This window comes from Corynebacterium faecium (assembly GCF_027257105.1).
Classification (GTDB): domain Bacteria; phylum Actinomycetota; class Actinomycetes; order Mycobacteriales; family Mycobacteriaceae; genus Corynebacterium; species Corynebacterium lehmanniae.
On the sequence record NZ_JAPYJX010000001.1, the window covers coordinates 382,318 to 400,792 of the forward strand.

Annotated in this window: 17 protein-coding genes and 1 pseudogene; 7 read left to right on the top strand and 11 right to left on the bottom strand. The window is 67.2% G+C overall.

Annotated elements, in window-relative coordinates; translation table 11 throughout:
• Nucleotides 1–35: 35 nt before the first annotated feature.
• Complete coding sequence (locus O5O53_RS01975) at nt 36–272, bottom strand: glutaredoxin family protein (RefSeq protein WP_239355945.1); 237 nt, start codon at nt 270–272, stop codon at nt 36–38.
• Between the two features lie 84 nt (nt 273–356).
• Here O5O53_RS01975 and O5O53_RS01980 point away from each other — a divergent pair, with 84 nt between their 5' ends.
• Nucleotides 357–1,364: an HAD family hydrolase gene (locus O5O53_RS01980; RefSeq protein WP_239355946.1), complete on the top strand. Its 1,008-nt coding sequence runs from the start codon at nt 357–359 to the stop codon at nt 1,362–1,364.
• A gap of 245 nt (nt 1,365–1,609) precedes the next feature.
• On the opposite strand, the gene O5O53_RS01985 is transcribed toward O5O53_RS01980, so the two are convergent.
• From O5O53_RS01985 to O5O53_RS02005, 5 genes and pseudogenes are all read right to left on the bottom strand, one after another.
• Entirely contained in the window at nt 1,610–1,711 is a 102-nt protein-coding gene (locus O5O53_RS01985) for a 30S ribosomal protein bS22 (protein WP_003855542.1), read from the bottom strand.
• Nucleotides 1,712–1,921: 210 nt separating this feature from the next.
• The gene (locus O5O53_RS01990) at nt 1,922–2,113 is read right to left on the bottom strand and encodes a helix-turn-helix domain-containing protein (RefSeq protein ID WP_034997092.1); all 192 of its coding nucleotides are present in this window, start codon (nt 2,111–2,113) and stop codon (nt 1,922–1,924) included.
• A 177-nt stretch (nt 2,114–2,290) separates the two neighbouring features.
• Nucleotides 2,291–3,112, bottom strand: a pseudogene (gene proC, locus O5O53_RS01995) (pyrroline-5-carboxylate reductase); the annotation flags it as partial.
• A gap of 17 nt (nt 3,113–3,129) precedes the next feature.
• Nucleotides 3,130–4,122 (bottom strand): hypothetical protein, encoded by a 993-nt coding sequence (locus O5O53_RS02000; protein WP_269508534.1) that lies wholly within the window; start codon nt 4,120–4,122, stop codon nt 3,130–3,132.
• A complete protein-coding gene (locus tag O5O53_RS02005; RefSeq protein WP_239307410.1) occupies nt 4,122–5,087 on the bottom strand; it encodes a Ppx/GppA family phosphatase in 966 nt (321 codons plus the stop codon). Before O5O53_RS02005 ends, O5O53_RS02000 begins: the two co-directional genes overlap by 1 nt.
• Nucleotides 5,088–5,120: 33 nt before the next feature.
• On the opposite strand from O5O53_RS02005, the gene O5O53_RS02010 reads away from it, so the two are divergent.
• Entirely contained in the window at nt 5,121–6,035 is a 915-nt protein-coding gene (locus tag O5O53_RS02010) for a DUF3109 family protein (protein WP_181889700.1), read from the top strand.
• A gap of 6 nt (nt 6,036–6,041) precedes the next feature.
• Here O5O53_RS02010 and O5O53_RS02015 read toward each other — a convergent pair whose 3' ends face one another.
• From O5O53_RS02015 to O5O53_RS02025, 3 genes are read right to left on the bottom strand one after another with little or no spacing between them, the layout of a single operon-like run.
• Complete coding sequence (locus tag O5O53_RS02015; protein WP_181889699.1) at nt 6,042–6,731, bottom strand: response regulator; 690 nt, start codon at nt 6,729–6,731, stop codon at nt 6,042–6,044.
• Between the two features lies 1 nt (nt 6,732).
• Nucleotides 6,733–7,902: a sensor histidine kinase gene (locus tag O5O53_RS02020; protein ID WP_269508536.1), complete on the bottom strand. Its 1,170-nt coding sequence runs from the start codon at nt 7,900–7,902 to the stop codon at nt 6,733–6,735.
• 15 nt (nt 7,903–7,917) lie between these two features.
• Nucleotides 7,918–8,664, bottom strand: coding sequence for a phosphoglyceromutase (locus O5O53_RS02025; protein WP_269508538.1), 747 nt, complete (start codon nt 8,662–8,664; stop codon nt 7,918–7,920).
• 66 nt (nt 8,665–8,730) lie between these two features.
• On the opposite strand from O5O53_RS02025, the gene O5O53_RS02030 reads away from it, so the two are divergent.
• From O5O53_RS02030 to O5O53_RS02040, 3 genes are read left to right on the top strand one after another with little or no spacing between them, the layout of a single operon-like run.
• On the top strand, nt 8,731–9,855 hold the full coding sequence (locus O5O53_RS02030; RefSeq protein WP_269508541.1) for a chymotrypsin family serine protease: 1,125 nt from the start codon (nt 8,731–8,733) through the stop codon (nt 9,853–9,855).
• Between the two features lie 52 nt (nt 9,856–9,907).
• A complete protein-coding gene (locus O5O53_RS02035; protein ID WP_269508545.1) occupies nt 9,908–11,020 on the top strand; it encodes a chymotrypsin family serine protease in 1,113 nt (370 codons plus the stop codon).
• A 58-nt stretch (nt 11,021–11,078) separates the two neighbouring features.
• Nucleotides 11,079–12,176, top strand: coding sequence for a chymotrypsin family serine protease (locus O5O53_RS02040; protein WP_239307416.1), 1,098 nt, complete (start codon nt 11,079–11,081; stop codon nt 12,174–12,176).
• On the opposite strand, the gene mshA is transcribed toward O5O53_RS02040, so the two are convergent.
• Both mshA and O5O53_RS02050 read right to left on the bottom strand, forming a co-directional pair.
• Nucleotides 12,177–13,439 (bottom strand): D-inositol-3-phosphate glycosyltransferase, encoded by a 1,263-nt coding sequence (gene mshA, locus O5O53_RS02045; RefSeq protein ID WP_269508547.1) that lies wholly within the window; start codon nt 13,437–13,439, stop codon nt 12,177–12,179. It lies immediately after the preceding gene.
• 174 nt (nt 13,440–13,613) lie between these two features.
• On the bottom strand, nt 13,614–14,600 hold the full coding sequence (locus tag O5O53_RS02050) for a MinD/ParA family ATP-binding protein (protein WP_269508551.1): 987 nt from the start codon (nt 14,598–14,600) through the stop codon (nt 13,614–13,616).
• Between the two features lie 143 nt (nt 14,601–14,743).
• On the opposite strand from O5O53_RS02050, the gene O5O53_RS02055 reads away from it, so the two are divergent.
• Together O5O53_RS02055 and O5O53_RS02060 are read left to right on the top strand one after the other, a co-directional pair.
• Entirely contained in the window at nt 14,744–16,438 is a 1,695-nt protein-coding gene (locus O5O53_RS02055) for a long-chain-fatty-acid--CoA ligase (RefSeq protein WP_269508554.1), read from the top strand.
• A gap of 33 nt (nt 16,439–16,471) precedes the next feature.
• Nucleotides 16,472–18,208: a long-chain-fatty-acid--CoA ligase gene (locus O5O53_RS02060; RefSeq protein WP_269508558.1), complete on the top strand. Its 1,737-nt coding sequence runs from the start codon at nt 16,472–16,474 to the stop codon at nt 18,206–18,208.
• Nucleotides 18,209–18,475 lie beyond the last annotated feature (267 nt).

An 18,475-nucleotide genomic window follows, 5' to 3' on the forward strand; every position in this document is an offset into this window, starting at 1 on the left:
CCAGTCAGTTGAAAATCACACTAGAGAATAGTCCTTTAGTTGGACAGCTCCGCGTCGAGGTCGTCGTTGTCCACTTCCCAGCAGGCGAACTCCTCGCCGTCGATGACCACAACGGGCACGCGATCGCCGTACTCAGCAGCAAGCTCCGGGTCCTCGTCGACGTCCACAAGCGCGAGCTGAACGCCGTGCTTCGCCACCACAGGGGCGATCTGGCCCGCCACCCGCTCGCACGAACCGCACGTGGACCGGACCATCAGCTCCACCTTTTTCATCGCCGCTCCTCCTGTGAGTGCATATGCCGGGGCGTTGTACGATTGCACACGCTAACACCCCCACCCGAAAGGGCCCGTAGTTCCATGTCTGATCAGCGCGAAATCCTCGCGCAGTGGTCCCAATCCCAGGGCAACCTGCGCCGCTTCTTAGAGGAGCGCGTGATGCCCCCGCTCGACGACGACGCGCAGCGCACCGCCGGCCGCGCCGCCGCAGCCGCCGCGGTGGAAGAGACCTTCGGCATCAACATCGACGACTTCGCGCTCGGTGTGGACTCCGTCGGCGGCGCCTTCGAAACCGCCGGCCGCCAGAAGATCACCCCGCCCGACCCGGAGATCCCCCAGGACACCGAAGCCGCCGCGTTTTTCGACGTGGACAACACGCTGATCCAGGGCTCCTCGCTGATCCTTTTGGCCCAGGGGCTGTTTAAGAAGCGCTTCATTACCCTGTCCGAGCTGGCGCCCGCCCTGCGCAAGCAGATCCGCTACCGCGTCTCCGGCTCCGAAAACGCCGACGACATCGCCGAGGGCCGCGAGCAGGCCCTGGCCGTTGTGAAGGGCAAGAGCGTGGCGGAGCTCAAGCAGGCGTGCCGGGAGATCGTGGACAACCGGATGCTGGAGAAGTCCTACGCCGACACCATCGAGCTGGCCGCCATGCACCTCGCCGCCGGGCAGCAGGTGTGGCTGGTCTCCGCCACCCCGGTGCAGATCGGCCAAGCACTCGCCGAAACGCTAGGCTTCACGGGCGCGCTGGGCACCGTGGCGGAAGAAAAAGACGGCAAGTTCACCGGGCGCCTCGTCGGCGACATCCTCCACGGCCCCGGCAAGAAGCACGCCGTGGCGGCGCTGGCGGCGCTGCAGCAGCTGGACCTGTCCAAGTGCACCGCCTACTCCGACAGCATCAACGACCTGCCCATGCTGGAAATGGTCGGCTCGCCGGTGGCGATCAACCCGGACCGGGCGCTGCGCAAGCACGCCAAGGCCCAGGGCTGGGCGGTGCGGGACTACCGCTCCGTGCGCCGGGTGGTGCGCGCCGGCGTGGTCCCGGCCGTGTTGGCGGGCGCGGGCCTGTGGTGGTGGCGCCGGCGGCGGTAGGCGCGGCCGTGGCGCCGGGCCAGGGCGCTGGGTGCTAGATGCTTACCCGAGGATGCTTACCGGCGCTAGATGCTTACCCGAGGATGCTTACTTCTCGAGTGACGCGGCGGTCGCGGCCGGAGGTTCGTCGAGAAGTAAGCGTTTAGAAGTAAGCATCCTCGGACGGTAAGCATCTAGGAGTAAGCATCCTGCCGCGGACACGAAAAACCCGCCTCCCTCAACGGGGGCGGGTGAACGCTCGCGGCTTACTTGCCGAGCTTACGACGCTGCACGCGGGTGCGGCGGAGCATCTTGCGGTGCTTCTTCTTGGACATGCGCTTGCGGCGCTTCTTAATCACTGAACCCATTGGGCTACCTCTTTCCTGTTCAAAGTGCGTACGTACGCGGCCGGCGCAACCGCTTCCGCGGTTCGTGGGAGGTGCACACTCCCACAGGGGGTGGCCGACCTGATCGTTCAAAGCATACCGGCAGGGCTTTTCAGGGCCAAAAACACCCGCCGCACCGGAAAACCGGTGCGGCGGGTGTGTTCTCGAGGTCCTGTAAACGAGACCTTCGGACTATCCCACGTCGTAGACGGAGGACTCCAGGTACTCGCTCACTGCCGTCTCGTTCACGCGGAAGGAGCGGCCCACGCGGACGGCGGGCAGCTCGCCGGAGTGGACGAGGCGGTAGACGGTCATCTTGGATACGCGCATGATCTCCGCGACCTCGGCGACCGTCAGGAACTTTCCTTTATCTTCGTTAACCACTAATTCATACCTCTCGGCACGCAAACGCGCTGCAGGCTTCCCCTCCCGCAGGACGAACACGCACGTGCTTGAACCACCCTAACGTGAAACCAGCGTCGAGTGCGACTTAAGTGGAAGAAAATCTTCAAAGTGCAGGCAGTGAACCCACAGAAACGGTTGTGAAAGTTGGGATTTGGGCTACTTGCCCAGCTCGTCCGAGCGCTCCGCGCAGATCTCGGTGGCGCGGTAGAACGCACCGCGCAGGCCCGACTCCTCCAGCTCGCGGATCGCGCGGACCGTGGTGCCGGCCGGCGAGGAGACCTTCGCCCGCAGCTGCACGGGGCTGTCTTCGCCCTCGAGCATCGCGCCGGCGCCCGCGGCGGTCGCGCACGCCAGCTGCTCCGCCAGGTCGCGCGGCAGGCCGAGCGACACGCCCGCGTCCACGAGCGCCTCGGCCACCAGGAAGAAGTACGCCGGCCCGGACCCGGAGATCGCGGTCACGGCGTCCATCTGAGATTCGGCGACCTGAACCACCTGGCCTGCGGCGGAGAGCAGCTCCACCACGGCGTCGCGCTGCTCGTCGGTGACAAACCGTCCGCACGCAGTGGCGAGCACGCCCTTGCCCACCAGCATCGGCGTATTCGGCATGACACGCACGATCGGGGTACCGGCGGCGGAGACGGCGTCTTCCATCGCGGCGAGGGTCACGCCCGCGGCCATGGAGACCAGCACGGTGGCGGAGCCGGAGTCGGTCAGCTCCTCGCCGACCTCCGCGATGACGTCCAGGATCTGCGCGGGTTTGATGCACAGCAGCGCCACGTCCGCGTCGCGGACGGCCTCGCGGTTGTCGGAGGTGGTGCGCACGCCATAGCGCTCCGCAAGCTCCGCGCCGCGGGACTCGGACCGGTTCGTCGCCGTAATAGACCCCGGCGCCACCCCATTGGCAACGAGGCCCGAGATGAAAGCCTCGCCGATATTGCCTGCACCAATGACGGCGATGCGTTCCATGTCGCTCCTTTGAAAAGTCGTTGCGCGTTTTACAGCAGTGCCGGGCCGAAGGCCACCACGGCGGCGGCCAGGCCAGCGATGATCATGGTGACCTTGTCGCGGCCGCCCGCCATCGCGCCGACGGCGGCGACCACCGCGGCCACCGCGGCGACGCCGACCAGCCCCGCCACAATCGCCATCGTGTTGGCCCACAGCCACTTGAACGCCAAAAAGCCCAGCACACCCAGCAGCACGCCGAAGAACACCAGCAGGACCAGCAGGATCGGGTTGACCGACGCCTCCTCGACCTCGTAGTCGGTGTCGTATTCGGCCTCAGGGGCGTCGAGGGAGTCCTCGCGCGCCTGCGGCTCCGGCGCGTCGACGGTGCGGATCTCGCCCGTGTCGTCCGACTGCGCGAGCTCTTGCTTTACGACGGGCTCCGCCTTGCCCTCGGGCTTAGCTTCGTCCTCGGGCTCAGCTTCGACCTTGCGCAGCACCGTCGTGTCGTCGCTGGCCGGCTGAACCTTCGTGGTGGTGGAAGCCGCGGGCGCCGGGGCGGGCTTCTCTACAGGCTTGGATACCGGCTTCGACACAGGTGCAGTGGCCGGCTTTTCCACCGGCTTGGGAGCCTGCTCAGCCGGCTTGGCTGCCGGACGCAGTTTCACGGACTCCGCCTGCGCGGGCTTGTCAGCCAGCTTCGGCGCCACCTTCGTCTCGGCCTCTGGCACCGGCTTCGGAGCCACCTTCGACACCGGCTTCGGCTCGGTCTTCGACGCCGGCTTCTGCGCGGCCGGCGTCGGCTCAGGTTTCGGCGCCTGGGTGGGGGTCTTTTTGGGGGTATCCGAAGGTGCGTCGATAGGCACGCTGGAGTGCTTCACCTCAGCCGGCTTGGCCTCGACCTTCTTAAACGAGTCGGTCAGCTCGGCGACGGAAACGCCGCCGTCCTCGAGGCTGCGGCGGCGACGCGGGCGGCGCGCGCCGGACGGGTTTTCCTTTTCGGCGCGCGCGAGGAGCTCGGCAACTGTGAGCTGTTTGTCGGCCATTAGTTGTCGTCTCCTTTTTTGGCTTGAATCTCAGCGTCCAAAGACCCCTTGTCGATGCGCTTGAGAATCACACCCTCACGCAAGGCCCACGGGCAGATCTCTAACTTATCAACATTCAACGCACGCATCGCAGCTTCCGCCACCAGCGCACCTGCGACGATCTGGTGGGAGCGGTCCGAGTTGATGCCCTCGAGCTCCGCGCGGTCCGCCGCCGTCATGCGGGAAATGAACGCGATGAGCTGGCGCAGACCCGGCGCGGTGAGGGTGCGCTGCACGAACGGGCCAGCAGACGACGGCGCGGCGCCGGTGAGGCGCGCCAGCGAGCGGAACGTCTTGGACGTGCCCACGGCCAGACCGGTCTCCCCCATCGCCTTGAACTGCTCGGCAGGACCGGCGAGTTCCGCGTCGATGTAGTCGCGCAGCATGTTGATCTTCTTGCGCTCCGGCGGGTCGGTGTCGAACCACTCGTGGGTCAAGCGCCCCGCGCCCAGGTCCAGGGACACCGCCAGGTCCGGCATCTCCTCGGTGCCCGTGGAGATCTCCAGGGAGCCGCCGCCGATGTCGAAGTTGGTGATGCGGCCCGCGGACCAGCCGTGCCAGCGGCGCGCCGCCAAAAACGTCAGCCGCGCTTCCTCCTCGCCGGAGAGGATGTTCAGCTTCACGCCGGTCTTCTTCTCCACGCGCTTGAGCACGTCCGCGGAGTTGGTGGCCGAGCGCACCGCGGAGGTGGCGAACGCCACGAGCTCCTCGCACTTGAGGTTGTCCGCGAGGTCGGAGGCCTCCTGGACAGCGTCGACGAGCTTGTCCACGCCCTTGTCCTCGATATTGCCCTTTTTGTCCAGCAGCTCAACGAGACGCAGCGGCTGCTTCCAATCGCTCATCGGCGTCGGCCGGCTACCGCTGTACGCGTCGACCGCCACGAGATGGATCGTGTTGCTGCCGACATCTAATACACCTAATCGCACCACCCCAGGGTAACGGGTCTACCGTGTCCAGGTGTGAATCAACCAGCCCCGAAACCCGTTTTTCTCGGCTTCCCGGCGGACTCGCCAGCCGGCCGCTCCATCCTGGCGGGCCGCGAAACCCGCCCCGATTTCCCGCGCGAATGGTTCGAGTTCGTCCACCCGGACGACCCGAACCACATCTTCTCCATCGACCTGACCTGGGCGGAGGCCACCTGGTCCTGCCGCTTCGGCACCCCTGAGTGCCACGGCATCGACGAATCCAACCCGGCCGTGGGCTGCTGCATCCACGGCGCCTACATCGCGGACGAGGAAGACCGCGACACCGTCTACAACGCGGTGAAGGACATGCCGGCGAAGTACTGGCAGCTGCGGCCCGCAGAGACGGACGCCTACTTCGCGGCCAACGACCCGACGTGGCTCGAGCCGTGGCTGGAGTGGGACGAGGAAGAGGACGACAACGCGCTCGAGCCCGACCCCGACGACGAGGAGGCCGGCCCCCACATCAAAACCAAGGTCGTCGACGGCGCCTGCATCTTCGCCAACCGCCCCGGCCACCCCACCGGCGCGGGCTGCGCGTTCCACCAGTTCGCCATGGCGGAAGGGCGCAACATCGTGGGCACCAAACCGGAGGTGTGCTGGCAGGTGCCGTTTTCCCGCGAGGACGCCTGGGAGGAGCGCTCAGACGGCCAGGAGATTCTGCGCACCACCATCGGCGAGTACCACCGCCGTCAGTGGGGCGGCGGCGGAGAGGACTTCGACTGGTGGTGCACCTCCGCCCCCGCGTGCCACACCGGTGGCACGCCGATTTGGCAGTCGATGAAAGACGAGCTTGTCGCGCTGATCGGCGAAAAGCCGTACCGTGTCGTCGCCAAGCATTGCGAAAAGCGCGCCCAGCTTAGCGACGACCTCCGGGCCACCCACCCAGCAACCCAAGCCGCGCGCGAGTAGCCGCGCTTACGCTTCGAATTTGTAGCCCAGGCCGCGCACAGTGACGAGCTGGGTGGGTCGCGACGGCTGGGCCTCGATCTTCGTGCGCAGGCGCTTGACGTGCACGTCCAGGGTCTTGGTGTCGCCGACGTAATCGGCGCCCCAGATGCGGTCGATCAGCTGGCCGCGCGTGAGCACCCGGCCGGCGTTGCGCAGCAGGTACTCCAGCAGGTCGAACTCTTTGAGCGGCATGGGCACCGGCTGGCCGTCCACAAGCACCGTGTGGCGCTCCACGTCCATGGTCACGCGGCCGCCCTGCAGCAGCTGCTCGTCGTCCTCCTCGACTACCTCGGTCTCCGGGCCGCGGCGCAGCACCGCGCGGATGCGGGCGACCAGCTCGCGGGTGGAGTACGGCTTAGTCACGTAATCGTCCGCGCCCAGCTCCAGGCCCACAACCTTGTCGATCTCGCTGTCGCGGGCGGTGACCATGATGATCGGCACCGAAGACTCGGCGCGCAGCTTCTTGCACACCTCCGTGCCGCTCATCCCCGGCAGCATCAGGTCCAGCAGCACCAGGTCGATGTCCTGGGAGGCGAACAGGTCCAGCCCCGCCTGCCCGTCTGCGGCCACAACCGCCTCGAAGCCTTCCTTGCGCAACAGGTAGGCCAAAGGGTCGGACAGCGATTCCTCGTCTTCAACGATGAGAATGGTCGTCACTTCACTCTTCCTTTTCTGCTCTGCCGGCGGCCTCGGGGTCATACAGGGGCAGCTCAATGGTGAACGTGGAGCCCGTCCCAGGCCTCGACCACAACGTAATGCTACCGCCATGGTTCGCCACCACATGCTTCACGATGGCCAAACCCAGCCCCGTGCCGCCCGTGGAACGCGAGCGCGCCTTATCCACCCTGTAGAACCGCTCGAACACGCGCTTCTGGTCCTCCGGCGCGATGCCGATGCCGCGGTCCGTGACCCGGATCAGCACCACATTGTCGCGCACCAGCTTCTGTGTCACGCTCACCGGCTGCCCGCTCGGCGAATAGTTGATCGCGTTGGTGATCAGGTTGGACACCGCCACGGTGAGCATCGCCCGGTCCCCCATCACCCGCAGCCCCAAACGCTGGCCGCGGGTGAGTTCAATGCCGTGGTTTTCAGCGGCGACCAGGTTGCGGGCAACCGCGTCGTCCACGATGTCGTCCACACGCACCGGCGCCATGTCCGGCAGCGCCTCCGCGCCCTGAAGCTTGGACAGGGAGATCAGATCCGTGATCATCTCCCCCATGCGGTGGGCCTCCTTGTGCAGCTTGGTGCCGAAGTAGTCCACCATCTCCGGGTCCGTCGGGTCCTGCAGCAGTGCCTCGGCAAGAAGCGCTATGCCTCCGACCGGGGTTTTCAGTTCGTGGGAGACGTTTGCCACGAAGTCGCGGCGCGCGTTTTCCATGCGCACGTTTTCAGACTCGTCAGAGCCGTACACGATGGCGTAGGAGTTGTCCGTCAGCATCAGCGGCGCAATCAGCGCGCGCACGTTGCGGATACGGCTGCCCGTGGTGCGCTGCGGCAAATCCAGGTCCAGCACCTGCTCTTCCTGCTGCTCAAGCACCTCTTCGACCACCTCGAGCACACGCGGGTTGACGCTACCGTCGTGCACGATGGACATGTCGTGGGCGCGCGCGTTGGACAGCATCACGTTGCCGGCGCGGTTGATGACAGCGATTCCGGTCGGCGAGCCCTGCGTGACCAGGTGAAGGACCTGGCTCACTGCGGCTGCGGTGTCGTCCTGCCCGCCGTCATCCGCCCGGTTGCGGGCGCGCCAACGAAGCGCCCGCTGGCCGAGCAGCACAGCGGGCACGGTCAGCGCGGCGCCGATGAAAAAAGCGAGAATCGGCGTCACGGTGTGATTCGAGGCTTACTTCTGCCCCTGGTTCGCCACAGCAGCGGCGCCAGCCTCAGCGGCCTCCGGGTCCAGGTAGGTGCCGCCCGGGTTGAGCACCTTGCCGGTCTCGTCGATCTCGTACACCAGCGGCATGCCAGTGGGGATGTTCAGCCCGGCGATCTCCTCGTCGGAGATGTTGTCCAGGTACTTCACCAGCGCGCGCAGCGAGTTGCCGTGCGCTGCGATCATGACGTTCTTACCTGCCATGGCGTGCGGCGCGATGACGTCGATGTAGTACGGCAGGAAGCGCTCCACCACGTCCTTGAGGCACTCGGTGCGCGGCGCCTCAGGCAGGAAGGCGTAGCGCGGGTCGTTGGTCTGCGCGTACTCGTTCTCCGTGTCAATCTCCGGCGGCGGGGTGTCGTAGGAGCGGCGCCACTGCATGAACTGCTCCTCGCCAAACTCCTCGCGGATCTCCGCCTTGTTCAGGCCCTGGAGCTTGCCGTAGTGGCGCTCGTTGAGGCGCCAGCTGCGCTCCACCGGGATCCAGTGGCGGTCAGCCGCGTTCAGCGAGATGTTCGCAGTGCGGATCGCGCGGCGCAGCAGCGAAGTGAACAGGATGTCCGGCAGGAGACCCTTTTCTTCCATGAGCTTGCCGGCGTTGACGGCTTCGGCCTCGCCCTGTTCGGTCAGGTCCACATCGACCCAGCCGGTGAACTGGTTCGACTTGTTCCACTCGCTCTGCCCGTGGCGAACGAGAATCAGCTTTCCGTTACCCATGCCTTCAAGCATGCCACGGATGGGCGAAACTGTCGGGGGTTTGTCGGGGGTTTAGAGTCTGAAGGCATGTTTTCACCCCGCTCCGCTTCCGCCCTCGCCGCCAGCCTCGCCGCCGCCTGCGTCGCCCTCGCCTCCCCCGCCGCGCCCACCGCCGCCGCGGCAGCCCCCGCGCTCGCCGCTCCCGGCGCGCCGATCGCCATGCTCGACGAAGGCTCCGATTCCTTCGTCCACACCGCGCGGTGCAGCCAGGGCCCGGTTGGTACCGTGCGCACCCCGGACGGTGAGACGAAGCAGGTGATGGTCACTGCGGCGCACTGCATGGAGTCCAAGAGCAAGACTGTCCGCCCGGTCGTGTTCGCGCCGCTGCGCGAAGGCGGGAAGGTGGCCTACCCGCGGGTGGGGGACGTCGATAGGCAACGCACCCCGTTTGAGCTGGGCAACGGCGAGTTGATGGACTTCTACCGCATCATCGACGAGCCCGATTGGGTCACGGTGCGTCTCGCTCCCGGCGTGGAGGCGTCAGGCGCGTCGTCGTCGGTGGATCAGAAGGGCCGCGGCCCGTCCGCGCCGGCGGCGATCACGGGGGTGAAGGACTACCGCAACCTGCGCGGCGACGAGCTGATCAGCTTCGACAACGCCGGCCAACCCATCTGCAAGGACGGGATGCGCACCGGCCGCTCGTGCGGCGTGCAGATGTTCCGCACCCAGAACTTCGTGTGGCACTTCGGCGTGGGTTACGAGTCGGGCGATTCCGGCGGCATCAACTACGACCCGCGCACCGGCGAGGCTGTGGGGCTGAGCATCATCGGCTTCGGCCCGTTCGGCAACTCGCAGCAGGTGGATCGCGCACTTGAGGACGCCTACGGCATCCCCGACGGCCATGTCAACGAAGCGTTCACCCCGGCAGCGCCCGCGCCGCGCGCCGATTTCGCGCCGCTGTACGAGGAGGTCGCGAATTTCTCGCCCAACAATGCACCGCAGCTTGTCGACGGCCCCCAGCCACGCGAGCTGCTCGACCGCGCCGTCATGGGCGCGCAGGCGGACGCGGCGCGGTTCAGCGCGGAAGCCGCGCAGCTGCCGCAGGCTGAGGATCCAGTCGCGGCGGCGCAAGACCTCGCCGGCCGCGCGAACGCGGCGGCGCAGCAGCACGCGGGCGATGTGCGCGGCGCCGTCGACGCGTTCCTGCGCTAGATCACACCGCTGACCACATGAAACACCGGGTCCGCGGACTTACACTGGAGGTATGAAAACCCCTGCGTCTCTCGCCGCCGCAGCGCTGTTGTTGTCCCTGGCGGCGCCGCTAACCACATTCACGGCACAGGCCGCGGAGCCTGCGCTCGCCGCCCCTGGCGCCCCCTTCCGCGTCCCCGCCGTCAACCCGCCCGCGCAGGCGGCCACGCCGTGGGGTGAGCGGCTCAACGCGCCCCCGGAGCTCTACACCGTCACCTGCTCGCAGGGCCCGACCGGCACCGTCGCCACCCCGACGGGCCCGCAACGCGTGATGCTCACCGCCTCGCATTGCGTGAACCGGATCCCCGGCATGCCGGAGCCGTCCACCGAGGTCACCGTGCCAGTCGGCGACAGCTACACCCGCATCGGCACCCGCGGCCCGAATAGCGGGCCCACCACCGAGACCCACTCGCTCGCCGATCTGCCCGCAGCGCTCACGGAACCCGACTGGGCGTTCGTGCGTATCGACGACTCCGCCACCGCCACGAACCTCTCCCACTCCCGCGACGCAGCCGGCGGTTCTGCGGGTGCCCCTGTGCAGCTCACCGGCATCCGCGACCACCGCACGCTTCGCCCCGGCGAGTTCTCCGTGGACAACTTCAGCCAGCCGATCTGCAAAGACGGCGCCACCACCGGGCGGTCCTGCGGAAGGCAGATCGCCCGCGGCCGCGACACCGTCTACAGCGTCGGCGTCGCGGCGGAAATGGGCGACTCGGGCGGGGTGAACATCGACCCGCGCGACGGCGCCGTCATCGGCACCTCCAACGGCGTGATCGGGCCGCTGTTCGTCTCCCAGGCCGCGGACCGCGCGCTCGAGAGCGCCTACGGCATCCCCGACGGCCAGGTTAACCAGGCGTTCCAGATCGCAGGCACCGCCCCGCGCGCGGAGTTCACCACCAGTGGCGCGGAACGCGAACGCATCGACCGGGCCACGCGCGAGCTCAACCCCGGGTACGTCCCGCCGAACCCGAAGACGGAGCTGCGCCGCGCCGTAAACGAGGCGGGCCAAGCCGCCCACGAAACCGCGCGCCGGGCGCTGCGTGGCGGGGTGGACGCTGGTGAGGTTCAGCGGCTCGTCGAAAAGCATGGCAACGATATCGCCCTATGGGCCGGGTTTGCACGTTAAGGTAATTCTCATGCGATTCAGCCTTCGAACACCAGCAACAGCACTTGCAGCAGCCAGCATGCTCGCACTTCAGGCCCTCCCCGCGCCGGCGGAAGCCGCGCCCGCGCTCGTCGCACCCGGCGCGCCGATGCGAGGGTTCCCCCAGGACCCGCCGAAAACAATCGACCTGCCCAACGGCCAGAAACTGACCATGCCGCGCGACGGCTGGGCCGGCACCTGCTCCCAAGGCCCCAACGGCACCCTGCACCTGCCTGGCGAGGAACCGCAGCGTGTGATGCTCACTGTCTCCCATTGCGTGAACACCATGCCCGGCTTCCCGGAGGTGAAAAACGAGTTCTACGCCCCCGTGGGCACCGAGTACAAGCGCTTCGGCGAGCGCGTGGCGTCCAACCACGTCACCCCGGAAGCCATGAACCTGAGCGACCCGATGCAGTCCATCCGCACTGCCGACTGGGGCGTGGTGCGCATCGACGACGGCGTGACCGAAACCGGCCTGTCCCACTCCCGCGACTTCAACGGCGGCGTGCAGGGCGAACCGGTGAAGATCACGCATGTGCGCGACTTCCGCACGCTTGCTCCGGGTGAGGTCTCGGTCGACAACTTCGGCCAGCCCATCTGCAAGGACGGCGCCACCACGGGCCGCACCTGCGCCAAGCAGATCGGCCGCACAAGAAACGGCATCTACAGCTGGGGGCTGAACTACGTGCAGGGCGACTCCGGCGGCGTGAACTTCGACCCGCGAGACGGCGCCGCCATCGGCGTGTCCTCCATGACGCTCGGGCCGCTCGGCAAGGCGCAGCCTGTGGACCGCATTATCGAGGACGCTTACGGCATCCCCGACGGCCACGTCAACGAAGTGTTCACCCCCACCGACTCCACCGCGCCGCGCGAGAACTTCACCACCTCCGGGGATGAGGAAGAGCGCGTCGCGGCCGAGATCGAGCGCCTCAACCCCGACTTCAAGCAGCCGGTGCCTCGCGACGAGCTCCGCAAGGCCGTCGACAACGCCCAACAGGAAGCAGCCGGCCTGGCGCAGAAGGCCTCGCAGGGCCAGTTCGACCCGGCGGAGATCAACCGCGCCATCGGATACCACTCCGACCGCATCGGCTATTGGGGCGGGGCATCCCTCGGCGAGGAGATCGGCAAGCGCCTCTAGCTACATTCCGCCCGCGTCCCGGGTGGCCTCGCCCGGGACGTAGCCGGACAGGGTGTCGGTGTAGACCTCTATCAGCTTGTCCGCCGAGGCGGCCCAGCTAAACGCTTTTGCGTGGCTGACGGCCTGTTCGCCCATGTGGATGCGCGTGGGATCGTCGATAAGCAATTGCTCCAGTGCTTGTGCCCACGCCTCCGTGCCGTGGCCCTGAACCAGCAGGCCCGTCTGACCGTCCGCGACCGCGAGCGGGAGGCCCCCGACGCGCGCCGCGACGACAGGAGTGCCCGCGGCCTGCGCCTCCACCGCCACGAGCCCGAAACTTTCGTTGTAGCTGGGCACGGCGACGATGTCCGCGGCCTGGTAGATGCTCACCAGCTCCTCCGGCGGCCGCGGCCCGAGGAAACGGGTGCAGCCGCCAATGCCTTCCGACGCCGCGAGCTCGCGGTAGCGCTCCACCGACGAACCCGCACCACTCGCGCCGCCGCAGATGATCACGCGCAACGGGCCGTCGACCCGGCCGCGGCGCACCACCTCCCCCATCGCCTGGATCAGCACCTGCGGGCCCTTGAAATCCTGCAGCCGGCCCACAAACGCCACCACCTTCGCGTGCAGCGGAATGCCCAGGTGGCGGCGCGCCAGCTCCGTGTTGCGATTCGTGCCGGGGGTAAACAGCTCCGTGTCCGCGCCGGGGCTGACCACGGAGATCTTCGCCGGGTCCACGTCGTAGAAGCGCGCGAGCTCGCTCGTTTCATCCGGGGTGTTGACCACTAAGACCTCGGCGTTGTCCACCAACTGCTGCTCGCAGATGCGGCGCGCCTCCGACTCTTCGGATTCGGTGGCGTAGGCGTTTTTCACCGCCGCCCAGGTGTGCCCGGTATGTACCAGCGGGATGCCGGCCAGGTCCGCCAAGAGCCACCCCACCTGGCCGGAGAGCCAGTAGTGGGAATGGATCAGGTCGTAGTTTTCGTCGTTCGCGCGGGCGAACTGCACCACCCCGCCGGAAAACGCGGCGAGCTGGGTGGGCAGGTCGTGCTTCTCCAGCCCCTCGTACGGCCCGGCCACCACGTTGATAACCCGGTAGCCGGGTTCCACCTCTACCACCTCACCCTGGCTGGGGCGGGTGGCTCGCGTGAACACGTCCACCGTGGTGCCCTTGCGGGCCAGCTGGGTGGCGGTGTTGTGGACGTAGACGTTCATGCCGCCGGCGTCGCCGGTCCCCGGCTGCTCGAGCGGGGAGGTGTGCATGGAAATCATGGCGACGCGCATGCGGGCAAGACTAGCGCGGCGGGTGGGTGGACGGGCAGAATAGTTCACTCGCCGGGAGCCGATCAGTGAATTAGTTGCCACTTGGACGGTTACATAATTCACTATCCCCAGGTCACCAAAATCGCACGGCGAAATGATTCACGGGCGAATGAACGATCCTGCATGACCGCGCCGTCAGAGCGCCGCGTGCCGGTGCCAGGAGCCGAAGTCCGCCGCGACCGTAGCCGCGAGGTGCTGGTAGGCCTTCAACGTGGCGGGCGCGACGCGCTCCAAGTCGATCACCGCTCCCTCGGCGAGGTGGCGGTCGTACGGGATGGTGTGCACTGCGCGGGCGCGGGAGGCGAAGTGGTCGGCGACCTTGGCCATGTCGATGGTCGGCTTGCCCGGCGCGGACGCGGAGACGACCACCACGGCGTTGGCAGCGAGCTGGTCGTAGCCGTGCAGGTTCAGCCAGTCCAGGGTGGCGGAGGCGGACTGGGCCCCGTCGAGCGCCGGCGAGGTCACCAGCACCAGCGCGTTGGCCAAATCCAAAACGCCGGCCATGGCGGAGTGCATCAGGCCTGTGCCGCAGTCGGTGAGGATGACGTTGTAGTGGTGCTGCAGGATGTCGATGGCGCGGCGGTAGTCGTCCTCCGAAAACGCCTCGCTGACGGCCGGGTCGCGCTCGGAGCCGATGACTTCCAGGCGCGAGGATGCCTGGTTGGTGTAGGCGCGCACCTGCGGATAGCGCTCCGTGCCCGGCGCCTGCAGCAGGTCGCGGATGGTGGCCGGCGGCGCGGTGGCGGCGCGCTGGGCCAGGGTACCCAGGTCCGGGTTGGCGTCGATGGCGATGACGCGGTCGCCGCGGGTCTGCGCGAACACGCCGCCGAGCGCGACCGTGGTGGTGGTTTTGCCCACGCCTCCTTTCAGGCTCATCACTGCGATGCGGTAGTCGCCGCGCAGGGGTGCCCGGATGGCGTCGAAAAGCTGCTGCTGCTCCAGCTCCCGCCGGGAGCCTCCCGGGTTGATGCGGCCGCGCGTGGCGGAGTGGATGAGTTTGCGCCAGCCCTGCTTGGGCGGCGCCTTCACCGGGTCCACCAAGTTGGACTGGTCCAGCACTGCGGGCGGTGTGAGCTCAAACCCGGCATCGGTGTCGATGGACGGCTCGAAATAGGTAGTCATGGTTTCCCCCAATTCCCCCTCGAATGGTTTCGCGCCACAGCCTAGAGCAAACCCGCCCACCCTGCAGCGCAACAAACTTACCGCAACGTAGATTACACTTGTCGCCAACTTGTTTTGCCCAACTAACAACAAGGAGGATTTCCGTGGGAGCCTTTGACACCAAAGCCTGGATCGACCACTACGCCGAGTGGACCGACCCCAACCCCGACATCGGGACGGACACCCTGGTCAGCTGGTTCAACCAGTCGGTGGCCATGCAGCCGAAGAGCACCGCCACCTGGTTCATGAGCAAAACGCTTACCTACAGCCAGCTCAACGAGCAGGTCGCCCGCGCCGCCGCAGCACTAACGCAACTCGGCGTGCGCCGCGGAGACCGCGTGGCCGTCGCGCTGCCGAACTGCCCGCAGCACGTCATCGCCGTCACTGCCATCCTGCGACTCGGCGCGACCGTGGTGGAGCACAACCCGCTCTACACCGCGGCAGAGCTGCAGCCGCAATTCGAAGACCACGGGGCGCGGGTAGCGATTGTCTTTGACAGGGTGGCGGAGACGTTTGCGTCAATAAGCAAAAGCACCCAGCTCGAGACGGTGGTGGCCGTGAACATGCTCGAGGAAACCCCGCTGCACCTGCGGGCCGCGCTCGCGCTGCCGATCCCGCCGGTGACCAAGCTGCGCGCCGAGCTGACCAAACCCGCCCCCGGCGCGATGCCGTGGCGCGAGTTCATGCGGCAGCGCTCCCGCTCCGTGCACTTCCCGCAGATCACCCAGGACATGCAGGCGTTCATCCTCTACACCTCCGGCACCTCCGGCAAGCCCAAGGGCGCGCCGCTGACGCACGGCAACATCATCGCGGTGCTCAAGGCCGGCATGGAGTGGATGGAGGATTGGGGCGCGGTGCGCGAGAAAGTCCTCGGTGTGCTGCCGATGTTCCACATTTACGGCCTCGCACTGAACTACGCGCTGCCGCTGAGCATCGGCGCGGAAATGGTGCTTGTGCCGGCGCCGAAACCGAAGCTCTACCAGACCGCGATCACCAAAACGCGCCCGACCGTGCTGCCGGGCGTGCCCACCCTCTACGACAAAATCATCGAGTGGGCGGTGGAAACCAACGCGGACCTGTCGTCCATCCACACCTCCGTCTCCGGCGCGTCCACCCTGCCCGTGGAAACCATCGAGCGCTGGGAAAACGCCACCGGCGGGCGCCTGATCGAGGGCTACGGACTGACCGAAACCGCCCCGATCCTGGCCGGCAACCCCCTCGACGGCACGCGGCGGCCCGGCTACATCGGCCTGCCGTTTCCCAACACCGAGATCCGCATCGCCGACCCCGACGACCCGTCGCGCACCATGCCCGACGGCGAACCCGGCGAGCTGCTCGCGCGCGGGCCGCAAGTCTTCTCCGGCTACCTCAACAGCCCCGAAGCCAACGAGCGCGCCTTCCACGACGGCTGGTTCCGCACCGGCGACATGGCCGTCATGGAGCCTGACGGCTGGATCAAACTCGTCGCGCGCATCAAGGAAATGATCATCACCGGCGGCTTCAACGTCTACCCCGACGAGGTCGAAGGCGTGATGCGCAACCACCCGGACATCGAGGACATCGCGGTCGTGGGGCGCCCGCGCCCGGACGGTTCCGAGGATGTCGTCGCCTGCATCACGCTTATCGACGGCTCCGCCCACGACCCCGACGGCCTCAAGGCCTACGCCCGGCAGCGCTTGACCCGCTACAAGGTCCCGCGCGACTTCTACCACTTTGACCAGCTCAACAGGGACCAGACCGGCAAGATCAGGCGGCGGGAAGTGCGCGACACGCTCCTCCAGTTGCTTACGCAACCGTAGGTTCAGGGGTGAGAAAAGCGTAGGGTGGTGCGCATGGCTCTCACCCCATCCAACGTAAACGACGAAAAGCCCTGGCTGCAGTACTACCCCGAGTGGACCGCGCACTCGCTGGAGTACGGCGAGAAAACTCTGGGCGAGCTGTACAAAGACAACCTTGCAAAGAACGTCTCCCGGATCGCCACCCGCTTCTTCGGCCGCACCCAAACCTTCGGCGAGCTCGACCGCGAAGTGCGCCGCGCCGCCGCCGGGCTGAAAGCATTCGGCGTGCGACCCGGCGACCGCGTCGCCATCATGCTGCCCAACTGCCCCCAGCACGTCGCCGCCTTCTTCGCCGTGCAGATGATCGGCGGCGTGGTGGTGGAGCACAACCCCCTCTACACCGCCCACGAGCTGCGCCCCCAGTTCATCGACCACGGCGCCCGCGTCGCCATCGCCTGGGACAAAGCCGCCGACACGCTGGAGAAACTGCGCGCGGACACCGCGCTGGAAACCGTGGTCAGCGTCAACATGACCAAGGCCATGCCGCGCGCCCAGCAGCTCGCCCTGCGCATCCCGCTGCCCAAGATCCTGGAGGCCCGTGGAGCGCTCACCGCCACCAGCAAGAACACCTCCCTGCACACGGTGCCCTGGGAGTCGCTGACCAGCTCTGCCATCGGCGGATTAGGCGCCGACCTGAAAACGCCCGAGGAGGTCACCGCGGACTCCACCGCCGTGATCCTCTACACCTCCGGCACCACAGGCACCCCGAAGGGCGCCGCATTGTCGCACCGCAACCTCATCGCCAACCCGCTGCAGGGCCAGGCCTGGGTCAAGGAGCTGCAGGAAGGCAACCAGCGCATGCTGGCCACCCTGCCGTTCTTCCACGCCTACGGACTGACGTTCTCGCTGACGCTGACCATGCTGGTCGGCTCCGAGCTCGTGCTCCTGCCCGCGCCGAAGATGGACCTGATCATGAAGGCCATCCGCATCACCCCGCCCACCTTCGTCCCGGGCGTGCCCACCGTCTTTGAGCGCATCGTGAAAACGGCGAAGAAGAAAAACGCCGACCTTTCCGACATCAAGATCGGCTTCTCCGGCGCATCCTCGCTGCCCGCCGACGTCATCGAGGAATGGGAGCGCGCCACCGGCGGCCACCTCGTCGAGGGCTACGGGCTCACCGAAACCTCCCCCATCATCGTGGGCAACCCCGAATCCGGCGACCGCCGCCCCGGCTACATCGGCATCCCCTTCCCCGACACGCAGATCCGCATCGTCAACCCCGACAACCCGGACGAGGACATGCCGTTCGGCGAGGCCGGCGAAATCCTGGCCAAGGGCCCCCAGGTCTTCTCCGGCTACTTCAACAACCCCGAAGCCACCGAAAAGGTCTTCCACGACGGCTGGTTCCGCACCGGCGACATGGGGATCATGGAGGAAGACGGCTTTATCAAGCTGGTCTCCCGCATCAAGGAGCTCATCATCACCGGCGGCTTCAACGTCTACCCGGCCGAGGTCGAGGAAGTCATCCGCACCCACCCGGACGTCGCTGATGTCGCGGTCGTGGGCCGCCCGCGCGCCGACGGTTCCGAGGATGTCGTCGCATGCATCGTGCTTAACGACGGCTCCGCCCTCGACCCCGACGGCCTCAAAGACTTCGCCCGCGAGCGCCTCACCCGCTACAAGGTCCCGCGCACCTTCTACCACTTCGACGAGCTGGCGAAGGACCAGATGGGAAAGATCCGCCGCCGCGAGGTGCGCGACGACCTGCTGTCCAAGCTCGCCGAGCGCTAGCGCTTCGGCGGTGTGGGCGGGGGCGGTGGCCGGCGGCGGCGGCGCTCAGCGCGTAGCCGCGGCCACCCCAAGGCCCCACGGCCTCACCCCAAGTTCCCCCCCACCCCGAAACCGGCTACCTACAACCGGCTGCCAGCACAAAAAGGGGATGCGGACAAATTCTTGGAGTGCATTTGGGGGACTTTGTCTCGTTGTTATGCACTCAGTGCTTGTCGGTGTTCGGCGATGGTGGTGTAGCCGTCGCCGAGTGTCGACTTCAATCGTCTG

Bases quoted from the DNA above. Each gene is read 5' to 3' on its own strand.
- O5O53_RS02000 (WP_269508534.1), bottom strand. From the start codon at position 4,122: ATGGCCGACAAACAGCTCACAGTTGCCGAGCTCCTCGCGCGCGCCGAA.
- O5O53_RS02060 (WP_269508558.1), top strand. From the start codon at position 16,472: ATGGCTCTCACCCCATCCAACGTAAACGACGAAAAGCCCTGGCTGCAG.
- O5O53_RS02035 (WP_269508545.1), top strand. From the start codon at position 9,908: ATGAAAACCCCTGCGTCTCTCGCCGCCGCAGCGCTGTTGTTGTCCCTG.
- O5O53_RS02025 (WP_269508538.1), bottom strand. From the start codon at position 8,664: ATGGGTAACGGAAAGCTGATTCTCGTTCGCCACGGGCAGAGCGAGTGG.
- O5O53_RS01980 (WP_239355946.1), top strand. From the start codon at position 357: ATGTCTGATCAGCGCGAAATCCTCGCGCAGTGGTCCCAATCCCAGGGC.
- O5O53_RS01985 (WP_003855542.1), bottom strand. From the start codon at position 1,711: ATGGGTTCAGTGATTAAGAAGCGCCGCAAGCGCATGTCCAAGAAGAAG.
- O5O53_RS02050 (WP_269508551.1), bottom strand. From the start codon at position 14,600: ATGACTACCTATTTCGAGCCGTCCATCGACACCGATGCCGGGTTTGAG.
- O5O53_RS01975 (WP_239355945.1), bottom strand. From the start codon at position 272: ATGAAAAAGGTGGAGCTGATGGTCCGGTCCACGTGCGGTTCGTGCGAG.
- mshA (WP_269508547.1), bottom strand. From the start codon at position 13,439: ATGCGCGTCGCCATGATTTCCATGCACACCTCCCCGCTCGAGCAGCCG.
- O5O53_RS02030 (WP_269508541.1), top strand. From the start codon at position 8,731: ATGTTTTCACCCCGCTCCGCTTCCGCCCTCGCCGCCAGCCTCGCCGCC.
- O5O53_RS02040 (WP_239307416.1), top strand. From the start codon at position 11,079: ATGCTCGCACTTCAGGCCCTCCCCGCGCCGGCGGAAGCCGCGCCCGCG.